The organism is Streptomyces sp. NPDC047453 (assembly GCF_040643155.1).
Lineage (GTDB): Bacteria > Actinomycetota > Actinomycetes > Streptomycetales > Streptomycetaceae > Streptomyces.
The window spans coordinates 79,703-98,350 of the sequence record NZ_JBEYTS010000028.1 but is presented as its reverse complement, the minus strand read 5'-3'; the positions used below and the strand labels follow the sequence as shown (position 1 = coordinate 98,350).

The following is an 18,648-nucleotide window of genomic DNA, read 5'->3' as shown; positions in this document are numbered from 1 at the left end:
AGCTTCGACCCCTGCCTCCCCTGCGGCGTCCACATGTACCTCGGCAACGGCAAAACCCTCACCACCACCCACACCCCCACCTACGGAGCCGAACATGCCTGACACGGAGCAGGACGCCCGGTCCGGTCGGCTCGCGGACCCGGACGTCGAGGCGCGGCTCGCCCGGCTCGACGAACTCCTCGCGGGGCTCGAGTCCGCTCCGGGACCGACCGTGCGGTCCGCCCTGGATGCGGTGCGGCTGCTGACCGAGGTCTACGGCGAGGCCCTGGGCCGCGTCCTCGACCGTGCGGACCCCGAACTGACGCTGCGTCTGGCCGAGGACGAGTTGGTGGGCCACCTGCTGGTCCTGCACGAGATCCACCCCGAGCCGCCCGAGCGGCGGGCGGCGCGCGCCGTCGAACGGCTGCGCCCGGCCGTACGGGAGCGCGGCGGCGACGTCGAGTGGATGGGCCTGGAGGAACAGGTGGCCCGGGTGCGGGTGACCACGGGCGGCGGCGGGTGCGGTTCCGGATGCGGCGGCGCCACGGGCGACGTGACCGGCGCCGTCCGTGCGGCCGTGCTCGCCGCCGCTCCGGAACTGGCGGCGGTGGAGGCGGTGCCCGGCGTGTCCGAGCGGCAGGCGGCTCCCGCGTTCGTCCCCCTGGAGACGCTCGCGCGCCGGGGTGCGCCACGGTCGCAGGAGCCACGGTGAGCGGGGACGGAGCGCTGGCCCGCCTCATCCGCTCCTCGGCCGGCCGGGCCTCCGCGGCACCGGGCGAGGTGTGCGATCTGTGCGCCGCGCCGGTGCCCGAGGACCACCGCCACCTCTACGACACCGCCGAGGCCGAGGTGCGGTGCGCCTGCGGCCCCTGCTCGGTGCTCTTCGCCGAGGACGGGGCGGGTGGCGGGCACTACCGGCTCGTCCCTCGGCGCCGGGTGCGGCTTCCGCGCGTCGACACGGCCGCGCTGGGGGTGCCGGTCGGTCTGGTCTTCTTCGTGCCGCGCGCCGACGGCACGGTCACCGCCGAGGGCCCGAGCCCGGCGGGTGCCATGCGGTGGGAGGTGGACGCGGCGGTCTGGCGGCAGTTGACCACCCGGTTCCCCGAACTCGCGTCCATGGAGCCCGACGTGGAGGCGCTGCTCGTCAACACCGTCCAGGGCCTGGACCACCACTGGATCGTGCCCGTCGACGACTGCTTCCGGATGCTGGCCGTGGTCCGCCGCGAGTGGCGGGGCCTGTCCGGCGGGGGCCGGGTGTGGCCCGCCGTCGAGGAGTTCTTCGCGGAGCTGACCGAACAGAACTGACCAAGCAGAACTGACCAAACGGAACTGACCGGACGGAACTGGCCGATCGGAGCTGACCGACATGCACGAGTTGTCGATCGCGACCGCCATCGTGGAGCAGGCCGACGAGGCCGCACGGGCCGAGGGGACGGGCGCCGTGTCGGTGGTGACGGTCCGGGTGGGCGAGTTGGCCGGGGTCGTACCCGACGCGCTGAGCTTCGCCTTCGAGGTCGCCCGGGAGGGCACCGCCCTGGCCGGGGCCCGGCTCGTCGTCGAGCAGGTGACCGCGCACGCCTACTGCGTCCCGTGCGACACGGAGTTCCCGGTCGGCATGCCCCCGTTCTTCTGGTGCCCGCACTGCGACCGTCCGTCGCGGGACCTGCGCAGCGGACGGGAGTTGGAGATCACCGCCATCGAACCCGCCCCGTCGCCCGCGCCTTGACGGGCCCGCCAGGCGGCCGAGAGGCCCCTGCCGGTGCGTCGTGCACCGGCAGGAGCCTCTCGGCTCCAATGGTCAGCAGATGCGCGGCAGTTGCTCCCCCAGTGGCAGGTCGACGACCCGGGTGCCGCCGAGGCCGGTGGCGACGACCACCATGCCGGGATGGTCGGCGACGCACTCGCCGATGAGCACGGCTCCGCCGCCCTGTGGATGGGCACGCATCGCCTCCAGGACGGCCTCCGCCTCGGTGGGCGGCACGAAGGCGACGAGCCGGCCCTCGTTGGCGACGTACAGCGGGTCGAGGCCCAGGAATCCGCAGGCGTTCGCGACCGCCTCGGGGACGGGGATGGCGCGTTCGCGCAGCCGGACCCCGGTGCCGGAGGCGCGGGCGATCTCGTTGAGGGAGGCGCCGAGACCGCCCCGGGTGGGGTCGCGCAGCACGTGGATGTCAGGGGTGACGGCCAGCATGGCGGCCACCAGGTCCCCCAGGGGCGCGGTGTCGCTGGCGACCTCGACGCCGAACTCCAGGCCCTCCCGGACGCTCATGATCGCCACACCGTGCAGGCCGATCGGGCCGCTGACGATGACGGCGTCGCCCGGCCGGGCCCGCTGCGGACGGATGTCCACTCCCTCGGGCACGACACCGACCCCGGCGGTGGTGACGTACACGCCGTCGCCGTGTCCGGCCTCCACCACCTTGGTGTCGCCGGTGGCCACGGTGACGCCCGCGGCTTCGGCGGCCGCACCCATGGCACGTGCGATCCGGTCGACCACGGTCAGTTCCACGCCCTCCTCCAGCACGAAGGCAGCGGAGAGGTAGGCGGGCCGGGCGCCGCTCATCGCCAGGTCGTTGACGGTGCCGTTGACCGCCAGGTCGCCGAGGCTGCCGCCCGGGAAGAACAGCGGCCTGACGACGTAGGAGTCGGTGGAGAACGCCAGCCGGGTGCCGCCGAGGTGGAGCACGGCGGAGTCGCCCATGGCGGCGAGGACCGGGTTGCCGTAGGCCGGGGCGAAGACGTCCCGGATCAGTTCGGCGGACAGCGCGCCGCCTCCGCCGTGGCCCATCACCACGACCGGCTGGTCACGCAGGGGGGCGGGACAGGTCCAGTTCGCCGGGTCGACGGGGGCGTCGGCCGCCGCGGAAGCCAGTTCAGCCAACGGGGTTCATCTCCTCCTGCGGGATGCGGGAGCCCTGCGGCGCCGGGGCGCCCGGCGAGGCCTGTCCGGTCATCCGGCGGTACAGGTAGTAGGCGGCGCAGGCACCCTCGCTGGAGACCATGGTGGCGCCGAGCGGGGTGCGCGGGGTGCAGGCGGTGCCGAACGCGGAGCACTCGGTGGGCTTGATCAGGCCCTGGAGGACCTCGCCCGCGCGGCACACGGCGGGCTCCTCGGTGCGGATGCCCGCGACGTCGAAGCGGTGCTCGGCGTCGTAGGCGCGGTAGGCGTCGGACAGCCGCCAGCCGCTTGCGGGGATGCGTCCGATGCCGCGCCAGGACCGGTCGGCCACCTCGAAGACCTCCTGGAGCATGCTCAGGGCGGCCGGATTGCCCGCCTCGCGCACGGCGCGCGGGTAGGCGTTTTCCACCCGGTGCTCGCCGCGCTCGAGTTGGTGCACGGCCCGGCGGATGCCTTCGAGGATGTCCAGCGGTTCGAAGCCGGTGACCACGATCGGTACCCGGTGCCGCTCGGCCAGGTCCGGGTACTCGGCGGTGCCCATGACGCTGCACACGTGCCCGGCGGCGAGGAAGCCCTGCACCCGGCAGGCCGGGGCCGTCATGATCGCCTCGATGGCCGGTGGCACCCGGACGTGCGAGACCAGCAGGCTGAAGTTGTCCAGGCCCAGGCGGCGGGCCTGGTGCACGGCCATGGCGTTGGCGGGAGCGGTCGTCTCGAAGCCGATGGCGAAGAACACCACCTGCCGGTCCGGGCGCTGCCGGGCGAGCCGGAGGGCGTCCAGCGGCGAGTACACCACCCGTACGTCCCCGCCCTCGCCCTTGACCCGGAACAGGTCCCGGTCGGTGCCCGGCACCCGCAGCATGTCGCCGAACGAGCAGAAGGTCACGTCGGGGCGGGCGGCGATCGCCAGTGCCTTGTCGATGACTTCGAGGGGGGTCACGCACACCGGGCAGCCGGGGCCGTGGATCAGCTCGACCTCCTCGGGCAGCAGTTGGTCGATGCCGTGCCGGATGATCGAGTGGGTCTGGCCGCCGCAGACCTCCATCAGCGCCCACGGCCGGGTGACCGTCGCGCGGATCTCGTCCAGCAGCCGCCGGGCCAGACCGGGGTCATTGAACTCGTCGATGTACTTCATCAGGCCTCACTCCCGCTCTTCTCGCGTTCCTCGGCCCCGGGGACGGGCGGGGCCGGGTCGCCGGCCTGCTCGGCCGCCTGCACCCAGGCGTCACCGAACTCCTCTTCCAGCAGTCCCAGTTGCTCGAACAGCTCCAGGGACGCGCGGGCCGACTCCTCGTCCAGGCGCTGGAGGGCGAACCCGACGTGGACGATCACGTACTCCCCCACCCGCACATCGGGCAGGTATTCCAGACACGCCTGTTTCTGCACCCCGCCGAAGTCGATCAGACCGGTGAGCGGGTCGGCGCGGTGGTCGATGGCCACGACTCTGCCGGGCACTGCCAAACACATGGTCACTCCGTCTCGTCGCTGTCTGTCGTCCGCCGGCCCCGCGGCCCTCGCGCGGGTCCCGGCCCGGTCGGCTCATACGGCGGCGGCTTCCGGACGCCGCCGCTGGTGCCGCTCGTGTGCCGCGACCACGAGCTGTCCGAGGGCCAGTCCGCCGTCGTTCGGGGGGACTTCGCCGTGGCGCAGAACGGTGAAGCCGTCCGCGGTGAGCAGCGCGGCGCACTCGTCCTCCAGCAAGCCGTTGGCGAAGACACCGCCGCTGAGCACGGCGGTGGTCAGGCCGGTGGCCGTGCGGGCGCGGTGGCAGATCTCCGCGACGGCCCGCGCGAGGCCCCGGTGGAAGCGGGCCGCGAGGACCGGTGGCGGGGTGCCGCGCCGCTGGTCGTCGAGGAGCGCCCGCAGCATGGGCGCCGGGTCGCAGCCGAGGGGGCCGGGTCCGTCGGCGATGGCGAAGGGGTACGCCGCACTGTCGGCGTCCCGGGCCAGGGTCGCGGCCGCCTCCAGTTCCAGCGCGGCCTGCGCCTCGTACCCCGCGCGGTGGCACACGCCCGCGAGGGAGGACACGGCGTCGAAGAGCCGGCCCGTGCTGGAGGTCGGCACGCAGGCCAGGTCGCGCTCCAACTGCCGCCGCAGTAGCGACCGTTCGTCGGGTGCGCAGGCGGCGACGCTGGGCAGGCGGGGGTCCCAGGGCAGTCCCGCGGCCCACAGCCGGGCCAGGGCGAGCCGGCAGGGGTTGGCCACGCCCGCGTCGCCGCCGGGCAGCGGGGCGGGGGCCAGCCGGGCGAAGCGGCGGTGGCCGGTGTAGTCGGCGAGCAGGAACTCGCCGCCCCAGACGGTGCCGTCGTCGCCGTATCCGGTGCCGTCGAAGGCGACGCCGATGACGGGCGTGGTGCCGTCGAGGCCGTGCTCGGCCATCGCCGAGGCGATGTGCGCGTGGTGGTGCTGGACCAGTACGGGCTCCGGCTCCAGGAGTTCGGCCGCGCGGCGGCGTGCCCAGCGGGCCGAGTGGTAGCCGGGGTGGCGGTCGGCGGCGACCAGGGCGGGGGTCACTCCGGTCAGGCGCAGCAGGTGCCGTTCCGCCCGCCGGGCGGCCTCCTGGGTGGCGAGGTCCCCCATGTCGCCGATGTGCGGCCCGAACCAGGCCTGCTCGCCGTCGCCGACGCACGGGACGTTCTTCAGGTCGCCGCCCACGGCGAGCGCGGGACGCACCGCGAGCGGCAGGCGCAGCGGGCGGGGCGTGTAGCCGCGGGAGCGGCGCAGCACCTGTTCGGTGCCGTCGGGGCGTACCCGCAGCAGGGAGTCGTCGCAAGGGGAGGCGATGGGCCGGTCGTGGGCGAGCCAGGCGTCGGCCAGCCCGGCGAGCCGGGTCAGCGCCTCCTCGTCGTCGGTGACGATCGGTTCGCCGGAGCGGTTGCCGCTGGTCATCACCAGCACGCGGGGGCCGAGGGGATCGCCGGGCAGCCCGAACAGCAGGGTGTGCACAGGGGTGTAGGGCAGCATCACGCCGACGTGGGGGCTGCCGGGGCACACCTCGTCGGACAGGCGGAGCCCGTCCGGGCGTGCGCGCCGGCGCAGCAGGACGATGGGCCGCGTCGGGCCGCTGAGCGCGGCCCGTTCGCGGTCGGTCGGGTCGGCGATCCGCTCGACGGCGGCGAGGTCGGCGCACATCACGGCGAACGCCTTGCCGCCGCGTTTCTTGCGTGCCCGCAGGGTGGCTACGGCGCGGGTGTCGGTGGCGTCGCAGGCCAGGTGGTAGCCGCCGACACCCTTGACGGCGACGATCCGTCCGGCGGCGAGCAGGGCCCGGGCCGCCGCCAAGGCGTCCGTGTCCCGTGCCGGGCGGAGCCCGCTGTCCGCCGCGGGGACCAGGCGCAGCCGTGGGCCGCAGTCGGGGCAGGCCACGGGCTGGGCGTGGAAGCGCCGGTCGGCGGGGTCGGTGTACTCCCGGGCGCAGGCGGGGCACATCGGGAAGCCGGCCATGGTCGTGACCGCGCGGTCGTACGGCATGGCGGTGGCGATGGTGAAGCGGGGGCCGCAGTGGGTGCAGGTGATGAACGGGTGCCGGTGGCGGCGGTCGCCAGGGTCGGCCAGTTCGCGCAGGCAGTCGGCGCAGGTCGCGGTGTCGGGCGGGAGGTGTGTGCGTCCCGGGGCGTGTTCGCTGGCGCGGATGGCGAACGGGCCGGTTGCGCCGGTGGCGGGAAGGTCCTCCAGGCCGACGCCGGTGACGGCGGCCAGCGGGGGCGGTTGCCGGGCCAGCCGGTCGCAGAACCGGGTGACGTCGTCCGGCGGGCCCTCGATCTCGATCAGCACGCCGGCGGCGGTGTTGCTCACGAAGCCGGCCAGCGCCAGGTCGGCGGCGAGGCGATGCACGTAGGGCCTGAAGCCCACGCCCTGCACGGTGCCGCGCACGGTGAGCCGGCGGCGCACCGGGCCGGTGACGGGTGCGGTCATGAGGCGGGGGTGGTCGCCGGGTGCGGTTGCGTGTGATGGTCGTGGGCCTGTTCCCCGTCGGCGGCGTGCTCGTGGACGTGGGGCCTCGGGGTGAGCGGCGGCCGGTGCAGCGGGGCGCCGTCGCGGGCGACCAGCACCCGGTCCAGGACGGTGTCGACGCCGTCGCCGGTGCGCGCGCAGGTCCGTACGATCTCCACCCCCGGGTTGACCCGCTGCACATGGGCGCGAAAGGCGGTCTCGTCGAAGCCGGCGGCCTCGGCCAGGTCGGTCTTGGTGACCACGACCAGGTGGGCGGAGCCGAACGCGGTGGGGTACTTCAGCGGCTTGTCCTCGCCCTCGGTCACCGCCATCAGCACGATCCGCAGGGTCTCGCCGAGGTCGTACGACGCGGGGCAGACGAGGTTGCCGACGTTCTCCACGAACAGCACCGCCGTTCCCTCGGGCAGCCAGCCCTCCAGCCGGGTACGGACCTGCCGGGCCTCCAGGTGGCAGAGTCCGTCGGTGAGCACCTGCTGCACCGGGGCGCCGGAGCGGGCCAGCCGGCGGGCGTCGTTCTCGGTCGCCAGGTCCGCGGTCAGCGCGGCCACCGGGACGCCCCGTTCGACGGCGCGGGCCAGCACCCGGCCGAGGAGTTCGGTCTTGCCGCTGCCGGGGCTGGACAGCAGGTTGACGACGGCCACGCCCTGCCGGGCCAGGTCGCCGCGCAAAGCGGCGGCGAGGTCGTCGTTCTTGGCGAGGACGGCCTGCTTGACGTCGACGGACCGGCACATGGCGCTGCTCCTCGGGGTCGGCTCGGGGCGGGGAGGATGGTGGAGGGTTTTGCGGGGCCCCTCACCGATCTTCGGCTGCTTCGGTGGCGAGGTGCGGGAGCGCAGCCGTGTGCGCGGGGGCGGATTCCTCCGTGCGGACCAACGGCGGGGTGGCCGCGGGGTCGGCGAGCAGCACCGGGACCATGGTGTGCAGGGCCTCGACGGCCGGGGCGACGGCCTTGCGCACCGGGTCGCTGAGCCCGGCCATGATGTCCTCGTCGCCGCGGGGCCGCACCTGGGGCTCGCAGGCGAGTACGAGGACGCGCGGGAGCGGACCGTCGCCCAGGTGTGCGGCCAGGGCGAGCACCTTGGCCGGGTCCATGCCGTGGGCCTCCGGCGGGGCCGCGGCGCCGGCCTCGGCGTCGGGGAGCTCCGCCTCGATCAGGGACAGGGTGCCGGGCCGGTGGCCGCGCGGCGCCGCGTCGACCAGGACGGCCGTGTCGTAGCCGTCCAGCAGTTCGTAGGCGAGGTCCAGGCCGCGGATGCCGAAGTCCCGCACCCGGACCCCGGCCGGCAGCGGGCGGGAGCCGAGGGCCTGGATCACCTCGGGGCCGAAGGCGTCGTCGGCGAGGAAGATGTTGCCGACGCCGGCGACCAGGAGCCGGGTGCCGGACGGCGGCGTCATCGGGTGCCTCCGGTGAGCGGAGCGACGGCCGCGGACAGGGGGCGGGCGCAGGCGCCGGGGAGCTTGCGGACGAACGCCGAGCGCAGCGCGTGGTAGGGGGCGGCGGGGTCGAAGAAGATGTCGCGCATCCGGGCGAGTTCGGCGCGCCGGTGGTCCGCGAGCGGCCGTAGCGCCTCGTCTCGTGCGCGGACCGCCACCTTGGCGTCGATCCGCCGGCCGAGGTCGGGTGCGTCCGCGAGCCCGGCCGCCATGCGGTCGACCTCGGCGGTGAACTCCCCCGCGGGAACGGGCACGAGACGGTCCACCAGGCCCAGGCCGTGCGCGGTGGCGGCGCTCACCGGCAGGGCCTCGGTGGTCAGCCTCTCGGCCGTCCCGGTGCCGGTCCGGCGCGGCAGGGTGTACGTCCAGAACTCCGAGCCGTACAGGCCCATCCTGCGGTAGTGCGGGTTGAGTACGGCGCCGGTGCGGCACCACACCTCGTCGGCGGCGAGGGCGAGCATGACGCCGCCCGCGGCGGCGTTGCCGCCGAGCGCGGCGACCACCAGCCGGTCGGTGGTGTGCAGCACCGCCTCGACCAGGTCGTCCATGGCGTTGAGGTTGGCCCACGACTCGGCGGCCGGGTCGTCGGACGCCTCGATGACGTTCAGGTGGATGCCGTTGGAGAAGAAGTCGCGGGCGCCGCCGAGGACGAGTACCGGGGTGGAGCGGGTGAGCGCGTGGCGGTAGGCGGCGAGCAGCCTGCGGCAGTGGCCGGTGCTCATCGCGCCGCCGGGGAAGGAGAAGGCGACGAAGCCGACGTCGCCGCGCTGCCGGTAGCGGATGTCGGTCCAGGTGCGCCGCCCCGGGGGCAGTTCGAGCGGTACGGCCGCCTCCGGGAGACCGGTCGAGCCGAGGACCGAGGCAGCCGGGCGTTTGAAGGGGGCCGGGTCGCCGGAGTTCTTGCGCGGCCTGAGTTCCGGGATCCACACGGCGCCGTCCCGGGTGGCGCGGCACACCGCTCCCGCCCGTGTGGCGAGCAGTTCTCCGGGGCGGCCGCGCAGTTGGTCCTCCGGGTGGCCGCCGTGCAGGAACAGTTCACGGCCGAGGAGTTCGTCGAGGACTCCGGGCTGCGAGTCGGCGCCCCTCAGCTTGTTCAGCACGGTCGCGGTGCTGTCGTTCTCCCAGTCGACGCGGCGCCGCTCCTGGCGCAGGAAGCCGCGCCAGACGACGCGGGTGGCGGGGTCGCTCTGCGGCAGCGGCTTGAAGGAGCCCTCGGCGTAGCGCCGTACGGCCAGCAGTACGGCGGCCACGGCGGCGTCGGAGACCTCGTTGCGGTACAGGTCGCTCTTGCCGACGGGCGCCGTCGGGAACGGCATGGCCGCCCAGATGTCCCCGGCGTCCATCGCCGCCTCGGCCTGAAGGACCGTCACGCCCCAGTCGGGTGCCTGGTCGGCGATCGCCCAGTCCAGCGCGGAGGGGCCCCGGTCGCCCGGTGGGCCGGGGTGCACGATGAGGCAGGTGTGCTCCCGCCACACGTCCTCGGGCAGCGCGGTCTTGAGCATCGGCGCGATGACGAGTTCCGGGTTCGTCTCGGCGACGGCGGTGCGGACGGCGTCGGGGCCCGGTGTGGCGAGTACGACGTCGACGTGGTGGCCGTGGTCCGCCAGTTCGGCGTAGACGCGCTGCGACAGGCTGTTGAACGCGCTGACGACGAGCAGAATGTCCATGACGGGGCATGGTGTCCGGTTCGTGAGGCTCCGGGAAGGACCCCGGCGGGGCGTTCGTCCGTCTGCGTCAGACCGCGTCCGCCGTCCGCGTCAGGCCCCCCATCCGGATCGCGTTGCACGGACCCTCGAGGGCGAAGCCACTGACTCGCCGGCCGTCAGCACCTCGACGGTCAGGTACCCGGCGCGTCGATTCACTACTTTCTGATCATATGATGTAACAGTCTGCATATGATCTGTCAGCAGAATATCGACAGGGCCCCCGGCCGCCACCCTCGCCGTCGCGCGCTGCGCGGAACCCTGCTGGTCGCGGCGACCACCGCGGCACTGGCCGGCGGACCCCAGGCGACGGCGCTCCCGGCCGTCGGTCTCAGCCCCGACTGGGACGCCATCGCCGCGTGCGAGTCCAGCGGCAACTGGAGGGCGAACACCGGCAACGGATACTACGGCGGACTCCAGTTCCGCCAGTCCAGTTGGATCGCCGCGGGAGGGCTGAAGTATGCGCGCCGAGCGGACCTGGCCTCGCGCAGAGAGCAGATCAGGGTGGCCGGGCGACTGGCCGTCCTCCAGGGGATGTCGGCGTGGGGCTGCTCCTGACATCACTTCGATCGCCCAAGTGTCTCTCTCTGCCCGCCAGTTGAGCCGTTGGGTGGTCAGCAGAGCACGGCGAGCGCGCCGGGCAGCACGCGGGCCGTGACGGGCAGGACCGCCTCGACCTCGCCGTCGGCCCCGTAGGGCACCTCGCGGTCGGCGGCGACACGGATCCGTCTGCCCCGCAGGATCCGCACCTCGGGGCGCTCGACGTGCGCGCCCGACTTCAGCTCGTTCATCAGCGCGAAGAAGAGCCGGCGCGGTGCCTCGCGGATCATCACCACGTCGAGCAGGCCGTCGTCGACGCGGGCACCGGGCGCGATCATGCGACCGGAGCCGTAGTAGGCGGAGTTGGCGGCCACCACGGTGTAGCCGCGGTGGGTGTGCTCCTCGCCGTCGACGGTGACGTGGTAGGTCGCCGCCCGCCAGGTGGCCACGGCGCGCAGCCCGCCCGCGTAGTAGGAGGCGGCGCCGCGCAGCAGCCGGGAGTTGTTCGCGTGCCGATTGGCGAGCGCGTCGACGCCCGCGTACACACTGCCGAGGACGACGGTGCGCGGGTGCGCGGCCGACTCCACCTCGATGGTGTCGACGCGGCGCGGGGTGCCGTGGAGCAGGATCCGGGCCAACTCCGCCGGTTCGGCGGGCAGTTCCAGCGCGCGGGCGAAGTCGTTGCCGCGGCCCGCAGGGACCAGGCCCAAGAGGGTGCCGGTGCCGCTGAGAGCTCCGCCGACGCCGCCCGCGATGCCGTCGCCGCCCACAGCGAGCACGACGCGGTCGCGCTCCCCGGCCAGGCTGGCGAGTTCCTGGGCGTGGGCGAGACTGCGGCTGTACTCGGTCTCCACGCCCGCGCCGGCCTCCCGGAGCAGCCTGGCCACCCGCAGCAGCGCCGCGGCCCCGGCGGATCCGCCCGCGGTCGGGTTGACGATGGCGGTGAACTGTCGCATCGGTGGGGCCTCCGGGACGGAAAGGGGGCGGTCGCGGACGGTGCCGGGCCGGGGTCGGCCGAGGGGCAGCCTGGGTCAGTCGAGAGGCAGCAGAACGCCCGGGTTCAGCAGGCCGTCGGGGTCCAGTCTGCGCTTGACGGCCCGCAGGGCCTCGATGGCCAGCGGTCCGGCCTCCCGGACGTACCCGTCGCGGTGGTCGGTGCCCACGCCGTGATGGTGGCTGATGGTGCCGCCCGCGGCGAGGATGGCCTCGTTCGCGGCCCGCTTGGCGGGCGCCCAGTGCGCCACCGGGTCGTCGCCCTGGGCGCTGACCACGGTGAAGTACAGCGAGGCGCCGTTCTCGTAGACGTGCGAGATGTGGCACATCACCAGGGGCGGGGTGCCCGATTCGGTGAGCGTGGCGGTCAGCGCCGCGCGGACGGAGGCGTACAGCCCGGGGATGCGGGACCAGAAGGCGGCGGTCTCCAGCGTCTCGGCGAACGCGCCCGCGTCCAGCAGGGAGTCGCGCAGGTAGGGCGCCGAGTAGCGGCCGTGGGCCCAGCGCTCCCCCGGCTCCTCGCCCAGGTAGGTGCCGCCGCACTCGCTCAGCACGGCCGCCGCACGCCGCCTGCGGTGCGCGGTGTCCTCCGCGGTGCCCTCGTAGCCCGCGATCGCCTGACAGCCGGCACCCTGCCGGACGTCCAGGGCTCCGATGGCGTCGGGCTGGGCGAGGCCGATCAGGGTCTCGGTCTCGTCGGACAGGCGCAGCACTGTCGGGCGCGGCCCGTCCTGGGCGAGCCGGCGCAGGGCGGTGGCGCCCTCCTCGAAGGAGGCGAAGCGCCAGCCCTCGTGGACGCGGGTCTGCGGGAGGGGGCGCAGGCGCACGGTCACCGAGGTGATGACACCGAAAGCGCCCTCGGAGCCGAGGACGAGCTGGCGCAGGTCGGGTCCGGCCGCCGAGCGTGGGGCGCGGCCCGCCTCGACGGTGCCCTCGGGGGTGGCGAGGGTGAGTCCGAGCACCATGTCGTCGAAGCGGCCGTAGCCGGCCGAGGCCTGCCCGCTGGAGCGGGCGGCGGCGAACCCGCCGAGGGTGGCCCACTCGTAGGACTGGGGGAAGTGGCCGAGGGTGAAGCCGTGTTCGGCCAGCAGTGCCTCCGCGTGCGGGGCCCGCAGGCCCGTTTGCAGGGTGGCGGTGCGGGAGACCGGGTCCAGGGCGAGCAGCCGGTTCATACGGCGCAGGTCCAGGGCGACGAAGGGGCGGCGGCGCTCGGGGGCGAGACCGCCGACGACCGAGGTGCCGCCGCCGAACGGGACCAGGGCCAGGCCGTGGGCGGCGCAGGCGCGCAGCACGGCGAGTACGTCGTCGTGGTCCGCGGGGAGCACCACGGCCGCCGGGACGTCCGTGACGTCGCCGTCTCTGATGCGCAGCAGGTCCGGGGTGGACTTGCCGCGGGTGTGGCGGATCCGGGACCCGGCGTCGGTGCGGACGTGTGCCTCGTCGCCCACGGCCTCGCCCAGGGCGCGGAGCGTGTCCGCGGTCAGCGGTGAGGCGGGGACGCGGATCTCCTCCAGGGCGACCGGTCCGGTCTCGCGGGGCTTGACGCCGAGCAGGTCGCGCAGGAGTCCGGTCACCGGCTCGGGCAGCGGTGTGGCCCTGGCCGGGTCGCCCCAGCCGCTCCACAGCATGTCCATGGGGTGTTCCTCACCGGTCGGGTCGAAGGAGGGGGGCCTTGTTCCTAGTGCCGTGTTCTGGGCGGCTGTTCTGAGTGCCGTGTCTCGCGGAGCGCCGCGACGCGACCGCAGGGCGTTACACTGTGACACATGACGCCTATTCGTCACAACGGTTCGGACCCGCCGGACCGCTCGGATCGTTCGGACAGTGATCCCGTACTCGACGCCGTGCGCGACTGCGTCCTGGCTGTCGGCGTCCGGCGTACGACCCTGACGGACGTGGCGCGCCGCGCGGGCGTGTCCCGGATGACGCTCTACCGCCGCTGGCCCGATGTGCGGTCCCTCGTCGGCGATCTGATGACGCGGGAGTGGATCGCCGTGGCCGTCGGGGCGATGCCGGAGCGCAGGCCCGGGACGAACGCGCGCACGCTGATCGTCGACGGGCTCGTGGCCGGGGTGAGGGCGTTCCGCACACACCCGCTCTTCCTCAAGATCGTCGACGTGGACCCCGAACTGCTCCTCCCCTATGTGCTGGACCGCCGGGGAGCCAGCCAGGAGGCCCTGCTCTCCCTGCTCGCCGACCACTTGCGCGAGGGCCACGCCGACGGGTCGGTGCGCGCCGGCCACACCGAGCGGCAAGCGCGGTCCCTGCTGCTGGTCGTGCAGTCCTTCACGCTGTCGCTGCGCACCATGACCGAGGAGGACGACCCCGAACTGGACAGCGAGGCCTTCCTCGCGGAACTGCGGACCATCCTGGAGAGGACCCTGATGCCATGAGCTTCGGCAACGACCCGGCCGTCCCCGCGCACACGGCTCCGGGCACCTCGCTCACCGCCGCCCGCCGCGCCCGCGAACTGGCCCGGACCGTGGGCGGTCGGGCCGTGGACGTCCTGGTCGTCGGTCTCGGCGCGACCGGCGCCGGGGCCGCGCTGGACGCCGCGGCGCGCGGGCTGAGCGTCGCCGCGATCGACGCCCACGACCTGGCCTTCGGCACCTCCCGCTGGAGTTCGAAACTCGTCCACGGCGGACTGCGCTACCTCGCCTCCGCCCAGTTCGACGTCGCCCACGAGAGCGCGGTCGAACGCGGTGTGCTGATGGCACGCACCGCTCCCCATCTGGTCGGCGCCCAGCCGTTCGTCCTGCCCCTCACGCCACTGGTCTCGCGTGGCCAGGCCGCCCTGGCCTGGGCCGGCTTCCGCGCGGGCGACGGGCTGCGGCTGGCGGCACGTACCGCCCGCGCCACCTTGCCGGTACCGCGCAGGCTGTCCGCCGTGGAGACCCGCCACCTCGCGCCCGCCGTGCGCGGCACCGGGCTGCGCGGCGGTCTGCTGTCCTGGGACGGGCGACTCACCGACGACGCCCGCCTGGTGACCGCGCTCGCCCGTACGGCGGCGGGTCGCGGCGCCCGCGTCCTGACCCGGGTCCGGGCCCTGGAACTCACCGGTTCCGGAGCCCGGGTACGTGACGAACTGACCGGCGAGGAGGGCGAGATCCGGGCCCGCGCCGTGATCAACGCCTCCGGAGTGTGGGCGGGCGGCCTGGTGGACGGCATCCGGATCCGGCCCTCCCGGGGCACCCACCTCGTGCTGCGCTCCGGCCTGCTCGGTCCCGTGCCCGCCGGACTGCACATCCCGGTCCCCGGGGAGACCAACCGCTTCGTCCTGGTCCTGCCGCAGGACGACGGCCGGGTCTACGTCGGGCTCACCGACGAGCCCGTCGAGGGCGGCGTCCCGGACGTGCCGGAGGTTCCCGAGTCCGACGTCGGCTTCCTGCTCGACGTGCTGGCCTCCGCCCTCGACGTGCCCATACGCCGCGACGACGTGGCCGGCGCCTTCGCGGGTCTGCGTCCCCTGCTGGACACCACGCCGGCGACCGGGTCCGCCTCGGCGCCCCGGACCGCGGACATCTCCCGCAGGCACGCGGTGCTCACCTCGCCGGACGGCGTGATCACCGTGGTGGGCGGCAAGCTCACCACCTACCGGCGCATGGCCGAGGACGCCGTCGACACCACCGTCGCCGCGCACGGACTCGGCGCGGGCCCCTCCCCCACGGCCGCCCTCCCCCTCGTCGGCGCCGCGTCACCGCGGATCCTCGCCGCGCTCCGGGCCCCGCACCGCCTGGTCCGGCGCTACGGCACGGAGGCGCCGGCCGTCCACGCCCTGGGCGCCCGGGACCCACGCCTGCGCGAACCGGTGCTGGAGGGCCGCCACCCCGTCACCCGTGCCGAACTCCTGTGGGCCGTACGCCAGGAGGGCGCCCTCGACGAGTCCGACCTCCTGGACCGCCGCACCCGAATCGGCCTCGTACCGTCCGACCGCACGACAGCACTGGAGGCCGCGCGCGAGGTGCTGGGCGAGACACTGGGCTCCCGGTGAACCGGCGGCCGATGCTCGGTGCCCGGCGAACGGGCCGCGTCGCTCTCGGAGTCGAGGTGCTCGGCCCGCCGGCCGGGAGCCGGTGAGGGCGGCCGAGCCCTGAGCGGGCGGGACACACGATGTCGGGGGCGGCGGGGGGCACCGGCCCGGAGGCCGGGCCAGGCACCCCGCCCTTACACCCAATGACGGCCGAGCCGCTGGCCGGCCCGCGTCCACACCAGAGCCACGCCCACCGACGCGGGTGGCACACCGGTCGGCTCCAGGGCCATGCGGGTCAGCACCGGCTACGCCCTGCAATGTCAGAGCCGCGCCCATGAGCACCGGGGCCGCGCCCGCCAATGCCGGCACCGCAGGTCGGCGCCACGGCCGCGCCAGCCGCCGCAAAAACGAAACGAGTTGGCGTCAGGGCCCCGCTCGTCAGCGGCGGGAGGACGCCCACGAGCGCCCGAACCCGAGATCGGCACCATGGAGGCCAACGCCGCGCTCGTCGGCGTCAGCGAGGCCTTCGCCATCAGGACCACGCCCGTCCGTGACAGGCACGCCAGTTGGCGCGGGGCAGGTCAGTGCCAGGGATGCCCTGCCTCGCCAGGGGCCGCGTCGGTTGGCGTCAGGGGTGCGGCGGGGTCGGATCCCCCAGGTCGGTGCCGGGGCCGTGTCGGCTCAGGCCGCGAAGGCTTCGCCCTGTTCCTCGAGGCGGGCGAGGAGTTGGGGGTGGTGGAGGGTGGAGACCGGGGCGAGGAGGTCGGGGTGACGGAGCAGAGCCGCTGCCCGCCGGTCGCCGTCGTCGGGGGCGACCAGGCGGCGGAACTCCGGGGGCGTGGACGCCGGTTCGGTCGCCCCGGTGACCGCGTCCACCGCGCGCCCGGCCAGTTCGGGGTCGATGAGCAGGCAGGCGGCCCAACTCAGCACGACCTCGTCCACCCAGGTGCGCCAGGCGTACGCGTCCGGGTCGTCGGTGTCGACGCCGTCCGCGCCGACGATCCAGTCCAGACGGACCGAGCCTCCGGGGCCGGCCATCATCACCAACGCGGCGTCCATCGGTGTCGGGTAGCGCAACCGGGCCGCGACCGTCACCGCCTGGCGCGCCTGCACCTCGCACAGGGCGGAGGCCAGCGCGCCGCCGGACGCCGGGTACGCGCTGGTCAGCCAGTGGGTGGTCGCCGCGATGAGCGGGGAGAGATCTTCGTGCACTGCCGGGCCGTTCGAGCCGTTCACGGACAAAAAGGACTGCGTGAAACGGTAGCCCGCGCCCCGGGCCGAGCAGTATGACCCAGACCGCCTCCGGGGCGTGGCTTCCGCCACATTCGCCTGCGGCGATGAGCGGTGGTGCCCGACCGGAGACGGCCCGGAGGCGGCCCGGAGGCCGTTGCCCGTACGTACCGGTGCCGGTCAGGCCCCGGCGGGGAAGCATTCCCAGACGCGGTGGGCGCCCAGAAGAGAGATGATCTCCTCCAGCATGGCGGGACCACCGGCGCCGAGGATCACGCCGGGGGCGTCGACGGACACACCGGCCGCTTCGAGCGCGGCCTCGGCTCCCTGCCACGCGCCGATCGCCTTGCCATGGCGGAAGGCCTCGGACAGCAGCAGGCCGACCCGCGGGTCGTGGGTCGCCTGCTGGGCCGCGGTCAGGCCGGCCTTGGCCTCGCGGGCACCGTGGGCGTCGGGCCGTTCCTCCGCTCGTCGGCCGTTCCGCTGTAGACCGCGGTCGCGTGCTGTCGGGGTACTGGTGGTCGCCCGCCGTGGGTCGCCGCCGAGCGCGTACCACCCGCGCCATGGGCACCGTCAGGGCCTCCGGGCCGCAACGGGCCCGGGCCGCCGCCGATTACAGTGACGCATCGGCAAAAAGGGGAGAGAGCGGTGCGGGTTCGGGCGGGGACGGCGTGGCGGGGTTCGGCCACTGTGGTGATACTGCTGCTGGCCGGGGCGCTGACGGCGTGTTCGGGGGCGCCGCGGGAGGGTGCGTCCACCGTGCGGGCGACGGGCGCGACGGGCACGGCCGTCCGCAGCGGGGGCACGATCGGCGCCCGGGGCTCGGTGTGCGAGCTTCCCGTCACCTTCGACATCGCCGAGGACTGGAAGGCCGAGGCGGTGGATCCGGCGGCGGCCGGCGACTCCCCCACCGGCAAGGAGGTCGCGGACGCGCTGCTGCGCCAGGGCCCGGTGACCGCCGTGTGCGAGGTCGACGCCAAGCCCGCGGGGAACATCGGCTTCCTCCGCGTGTTCACCGGCTCCCCGGGCGCGGGGGACGCGAGCACGGCGCTGCGGGCCTTCGTGGCCGCCGAGGAGGGCGTGAGCGGGGAGACGTACCGCTCGTTCACGACGGGCGGACTCGAAGGCGTCGAAGTCGAGTACCTGCGTACGAGCGAGCTCCTGGACGAGTCGAAGAAGGAACGTGCCCTGGCCGTCGGCACGGCCCAGGGCCCCGTGGTCCTGCACCTCGGCGGCATGGACACGGAGGAACACGAACAGATGCTCCCCGCCTATGAGCTCGCCAGGCGGACTCTGCGCGGCGTCTGAGCCTCCCGCGCGGGGCGACGGGTCCGGCCGGCCGGTCTCCGGAGTGCGGCGTCCCGTCGGCGGCTTTGGGAGGGGCCCGTACTCTGGGGGCCGTGCACATCTGTTTCGTCTGCAGCGGGAACATCTGCCGGTCGCCGTCCGCGGCGCTGGTGTTCGCCGAGCGGTTGCGCCGGGCGGGGCTCACGGACGCGGTCCGGGTCAGCAGCGCCGGCATCGGCCCGTGGCACGCCGGGGAGGCCATCGACGAGCGGGCCGGTGAGGTGCTGGTCCGGCACGGCTACCCGGTCCGGCACGTCGCCGCCCAGGTGGGCGCCGAGCACCTGGACGCCGACCTGCTCCTGGCCATGGACCGCGGTCACGAGAAGGCGCTGCGCCGGCTCGTCGACGATCCGTCCCGGGTGCGGCTGCTGCGCTCCTTCGACCCGGACGCGACCGGGGACCTGGACGTGCCCGACCCGTACTACGGCGGCGCGGAGGGGTTCGAGGAGGTGCTGGCCATGATCGAGGCCGCGACCCCGGGCCTGCTCGACTGGGTGCGCGAGCGCCTGCCCGCGTGACCGAGCGACCGCCCTCCGGCTCCGGCTCCGGCTCCGGCTCCGGCTCCGGCTCCGGCTCCGGCGAGGATCCCGCTGCCGCGGCCG

Annotated in this window: 19 protein-coding genes; 8 read left to right on the top strand and 11 right to left on the bottom strand. The window is 74.6% G+C overall.

Going from position 1 to position 18,648, the window contains the following annotated elements; genetic code table 11:
* Positions 1 to 94 precede the first annotated feature (94 nt).
* The 3 genes from ABZ818_RS23925 (at position 95) to hypA (ending at position 1,705) form a co-directional block, all read left to right on the top strand.
* A complete protein-coding gene (locus ABZ818_RS23925; protein ID WP_361418079.1) occupies positions 95 to 691 on the top strand; it encodes a NifU family protein in 597 nt (198 codons plus the stop codon).
* On the top strand, positions 688 to 1,284 hold the full coding sequence (locus tag ABZ818_RS23920; RefSeq protein ID WP_361418076.1) for a DUF5947 family protein: 597 nt from the start codon (positions 688 to 690) through the stop codon (positions 1,282 to 1,284). Before ABZ818_RS23925 ends, ABZ818_RS23920 begins: the two co-directional genes overlap by 4 nt.
* Before the next feature lie 61 nt (positions 1,285 to 1,345).
* A complete protein-coding gene (gene hypA / locus ABZ818_RS23915) occupies positions 1,346 to 1,705 on the top strand; it encodes a hydrogenase maturation nickel metallochaperone HypA (protein ID WP_281157088.1) in 360 nt (119 codons plus the stop codon).
* Between the two features lie 72 nt (positions 1,706 to 1,777).
* On the opposite strand, the gene hypE is transcribed toward hypA, so the two are convergent.
* The 7 genes from hypE to ABZ818_RS23880 all read right to left on the bottom strand — a co-directional run bounded on the left by hypE (position 1,778) and on the right by ABZ818_RS23880 (position 9,933).
* Positions 1,778 to 2,860, bottom strand: coding sequence for a hydrogenase expression/formation protein HypE (gene hypE / locus ABZ818_RS23910; RefSeq protein ID WP_361418073.1), 1,083 nt, complete (start codon positions 2,858 to 2,860; stop codon positions 1,778 to 1,780).
* The gene (gene hypD / locus ABZ818_RS23905) at positions 2,853 to 4,013 is read right to left on the bottom strand and encodes a hydrogenase formation protein HypD (RefSeq protein ID WP_361418070.1); all 1,161 of its coding nucleotides are present in this window, start codon (positions 4,011 to 4,013) and stop codon (positions 2,853 to 2,855) included. The genes hypE and hypD overlap by 8 nt, the downstream gene beginning before the upstream one ends.
* Positions 4,013 to 4,345: a HypC/HybG/HupF family hydrogenase formation chaperone gene (locus tag ABZ818_RS23900; RefSeq protein ID WP_361418067.1), complete on the bottom strand. Its 333-nt coding sequence runs from the start codon at positions 4,343 to 4,345 to the stop codon at positions 4,013 to 4,015. The genes hypD and ABZ818_RS23900 overlap by 1 nt, the downstream gene beginning before the upstream one ends.
* A 72-nt stretch (positions 4,346 to 4,417) precedes the next feature.
* Complete coding sequence (hypF, locus tag ABZ818_RS23895; protein WP_361418064.1) at positions 4,418 to 6,793, bottom strand: carbamoyltransferase HypF; 2,376 nt, start codon at positions 6,791 to 6,793, stop codon at positions 4,418 to 4,420.
* Positions 6,790 to 7,563, bottom strand: coding sequence for a hydrogenase nickel incorporation protein HypB (gene hypB / locus ABZ818_RS23890; RefSeq protein ID WP_361418061.1), 774 nt, complete (start codon positions 7,561 to 7,563; stop codon positions 6,790 to 6,792). Before hypB ends, hypF begins: the two co-directional genes overlap by 4 nt.
* Positions 7,564 to 7,624: 61 nt before the next feature.
* A complete protein-coding gene (locus ABZ818_RS23885) occupies positions 7,625 to 8,227 on the bottom strand; it encodes a hydrogenase maturation protease (protein ID WP_361418058.1) in 603 nt (200 codons plus the stop codon).
* Positions 8,224 to 9,933: an enoyl-CoA hydratase-related protein gene (locus ABZ818_RS23880; protein ID WP_361418055.1), complete on the bottom strand. Its 1,710-nt coding sequence runs from the start codon at positions 9,931 to 9,933 to the stop codon at positions 8,224 to 8,226. The genes ABZ818_RS23885 and ABZ818_RS23880 overlap by 4 nt, the downstream gene beginning before the upstream one ends.
* A gap of 228 nt (positions 9,934 to 10,161) precedes the next feature.
* Here ABZ818_RS23880 and ABZ818_RS23875 point away from each other — a divergent pair, with 228 nt between their 5' ends.
* The gene (locus tag ABZ818_RS23875; RefSeq protein ID WP_361418052.1) at positions 10,162 to 10,527 is read left to right on the top strand and encodes a transglycosylase family protein; all 366 of its coding nucleotides are present in this window, start codon (positions 10,162 to 10,164) and stop codon (positions 10,525 to 10,527) included.
* A 56-nt stretch (positions 10,528 to 10,583) separates the two neighbouring features.
* On the opposite strand, the gene ABZ818_RS23870 is transcribed toward ABZ818_RS23875, so the two are convergent.
* Positions 10,584 to 11,465: a YegS/Rv2252/BmrU family lipid kinase gene (locus tag ABZ818_RS23870; RefSeq protein ID WP_361418049.1), complete on the bottom strand. Its 882-nt coding sequence runs from the start codon at positions 11,463 to 11,465 to the stop codon at positions 10,584 to 10,586.
* Positions 11,466 to 11,540: 75 nt separating this feature from the next.
* Entirely contained in the window at positions 11,541 to 13,136 is a 1,596-nt protein-coding gene (locus ABZ818_RS23865; protein ID WP_361418046.1) for an FAD-binding oxidoreductase, read from the bottom strand.
* A gap of 129 nt (positions 13,137 to 13,265) precedes the next feature.
* Between ABZ818_RS23865 and ABZ818_RS23860 the strand changes: the two genes are divergently transcribed.
* Entirely contained in the window at positions 13,266 to 13,892 is a 627-nt protein-coding gene (locus tag ABZ818_RS23860) for a TetR/AcrR family transcriptional regulator (protein ID WP_361418043.1), read from the top strand.
* Entirely contained in the window at positions 13,889 to 15,490 is a 1,602-nt protein-coding gene (locus ABZ818_RS23855) for a glycerol-3-phosphate dehydrogenase/oxidase (protein WP_361418040.1), read from the top strand. The genes ABZ818_RS23860 and ABZ818_RS23855 overlap by 4 nt, the downstream gene beginning before the upstream one ends.
* Positions 15,491 to 16,150: 660 nt before the next feature.
* Here ABZ818_RS23855 and ABZ818_RS23850 read toward each other — a convergent pair.
* Both ABZ818_RS23850 and ABZ818_RS23845 read right to left on the bottom strand, forming a co-directional pair.
* On the bottom strand, positions 16,151 to 16,681 hold the full coding sequence (locus ABZ818_RS23850; RefSeq protein ID WP_361418037.1) for a hypothetical protein: 531 nt from the start codon (positions 16,679 to 16,681) through the stop codon (positions 16,151 to 16,153).
* Between the two features lie 198 nt (positions 16,682 to 16,879).
* Complete coding sequence (locus ABZ818_RS23845) at positions 16,880 to 17,119, bottom strand: hypothetical protein (protein WP_361418097.1); 240 nt, start codon at positions 17,117 to 17,119, stop codon at positions 16,880 to 16,882.
* A gap of 270 nt (positions 17,120 to 17,389) precedes the next feature.
* Between ABZ818_RS23845 and ABZ818_RS23840 the strand changes: the two genes are divergently transcribed.
* Together ABZ818_RS23840 and ABZ818_RS23835 are read left to right on the top strand one after the other, a co-directional pair.
* Positions 17,390 to 18,007, top strand: coding sequence for a lipoprotein (locus ABZ818_RS23840; RefSeq protein WP_361418033.1), 618 nt, complete (start codon positions 17,390 to 17,392; stop codon positions 18,005 to 18,007).
* 92 nt (positions 18,008 to 18,099) lie between these two features.
* Positions 18,100 to 18,564 carry a low molecular weight protein-tyrosine-phosphatase gene (locus ABZ818_RS23835; protein ID WP_361418030.1) on the top strand — a complete coding sequence of 155 codons (465 nt, stop codon included), beginning with the start codon at positions 18,100 to 18,102 and terminating at the stop codon, positions 18,562 to 18,564.
* Positions 18,565 to 18,648: the final 84 nt, after the last annotated feature.

What these genes read in the sequence shown, in the direction of transcription:
- ABZ818_RS23860 (WP_361418043.1), top strand. Translation starts at nt 13,266, where the DNA reads ATGACGCCTATTCGTCACAACGGTTCGGACCCGCCGGACCGCTCGGAT.
- ABZ818_RS23880 (WP_361418055.1), bottom strand. Translation starts at nt 9,933, where the DNA reads ATGGACATTCTGCTCGTCGTCAGCGCGTTCAACAGCCTGTCGCAGCGC.
- ABZ818_RS23925 (WP_361418079.1), top strand. Translation starts at nt 95, where the DNA reads ATGCCTGACACGGAGCAGGACGCCCGGTCCGGTCGGCTCGCGGACCCG.
- ABZ818_RS23875 (WP_361418052.1), top strand. Translation starts at nt 10,162, where the DNA reads ATGATCTGTCAGCAGAATATCGACAGGGCCCCCGGCCGCCACCCTCGC.
- ABZ818_RS23900 (WP_361418067.1), bottom strand. Translation starts at nt 4,345, where the DNA reads ATGTGTTTGGCAGTGCCCGGCAGAGTCGTGGCCATCGACCACCGCGCC.
- ABZ818_RS23865 (WP_361418046.1), bottom strand. Translation starts at nt 13,136, where the DNA reads ATGGACATGCTGTGGAGCGGCTGGGGCGACCCGGCCAGGGCCACACCG.
- ABZ818_RS23885 (WP_361418058.1), bottom strand. Translation starts at nt 8,227, where the DNA reads ATGACGCCGCCGTCCGGCACCCGGCTCCTGGTCGCCGGCGTCGGCAAC.
- hypD (WP_361418070.1), bottom strand. Translation starts at nt 4,013, where the DNA reads ATGAAGTACATCGACGAGTTCAATGACCCCGGTCTGGCCCGGCGGCTG.
- ABZ818_RS23855 (WP_361418040.1), top strand. Translation starts at nt 13,889, where the DNA reads ATGAGCTTCGGCAACGACCCGGCCGTCCCCGCGCACACGGCTCCGGGC.
- hypB (WP_361418061.1), bottom strand. Translation starts at nt 7,563, where the DNA reads ATGTGCCGGTCCGTCGACGTCAAGCAGGCCGTCCTCGCCAAGAACGAC.
- ABZ818_RS23870 (WP_361418049.1), bottom strand. Translation starts at nt 11,465, where the DNA reads ATGCGACAGTTCACCGCCATCGTCAACCCGACCGCGGGCGGATCCGCC.
- hypA (WP_281157088.1), top strand. Translation starts at nt 1,346, where the DNA reads ATGCACGAGTTGTCGATCGCGACCGCCATCGTGGAGCAGGCCGACGAG.
- hypF (WP_361418064.1), bottom strand. Translation starts at nt 6,793, where the DNA reads ATGACCGCACCCGTCACCGGCCCGGTGCGCCGCCGGCTCACCGTGCGC.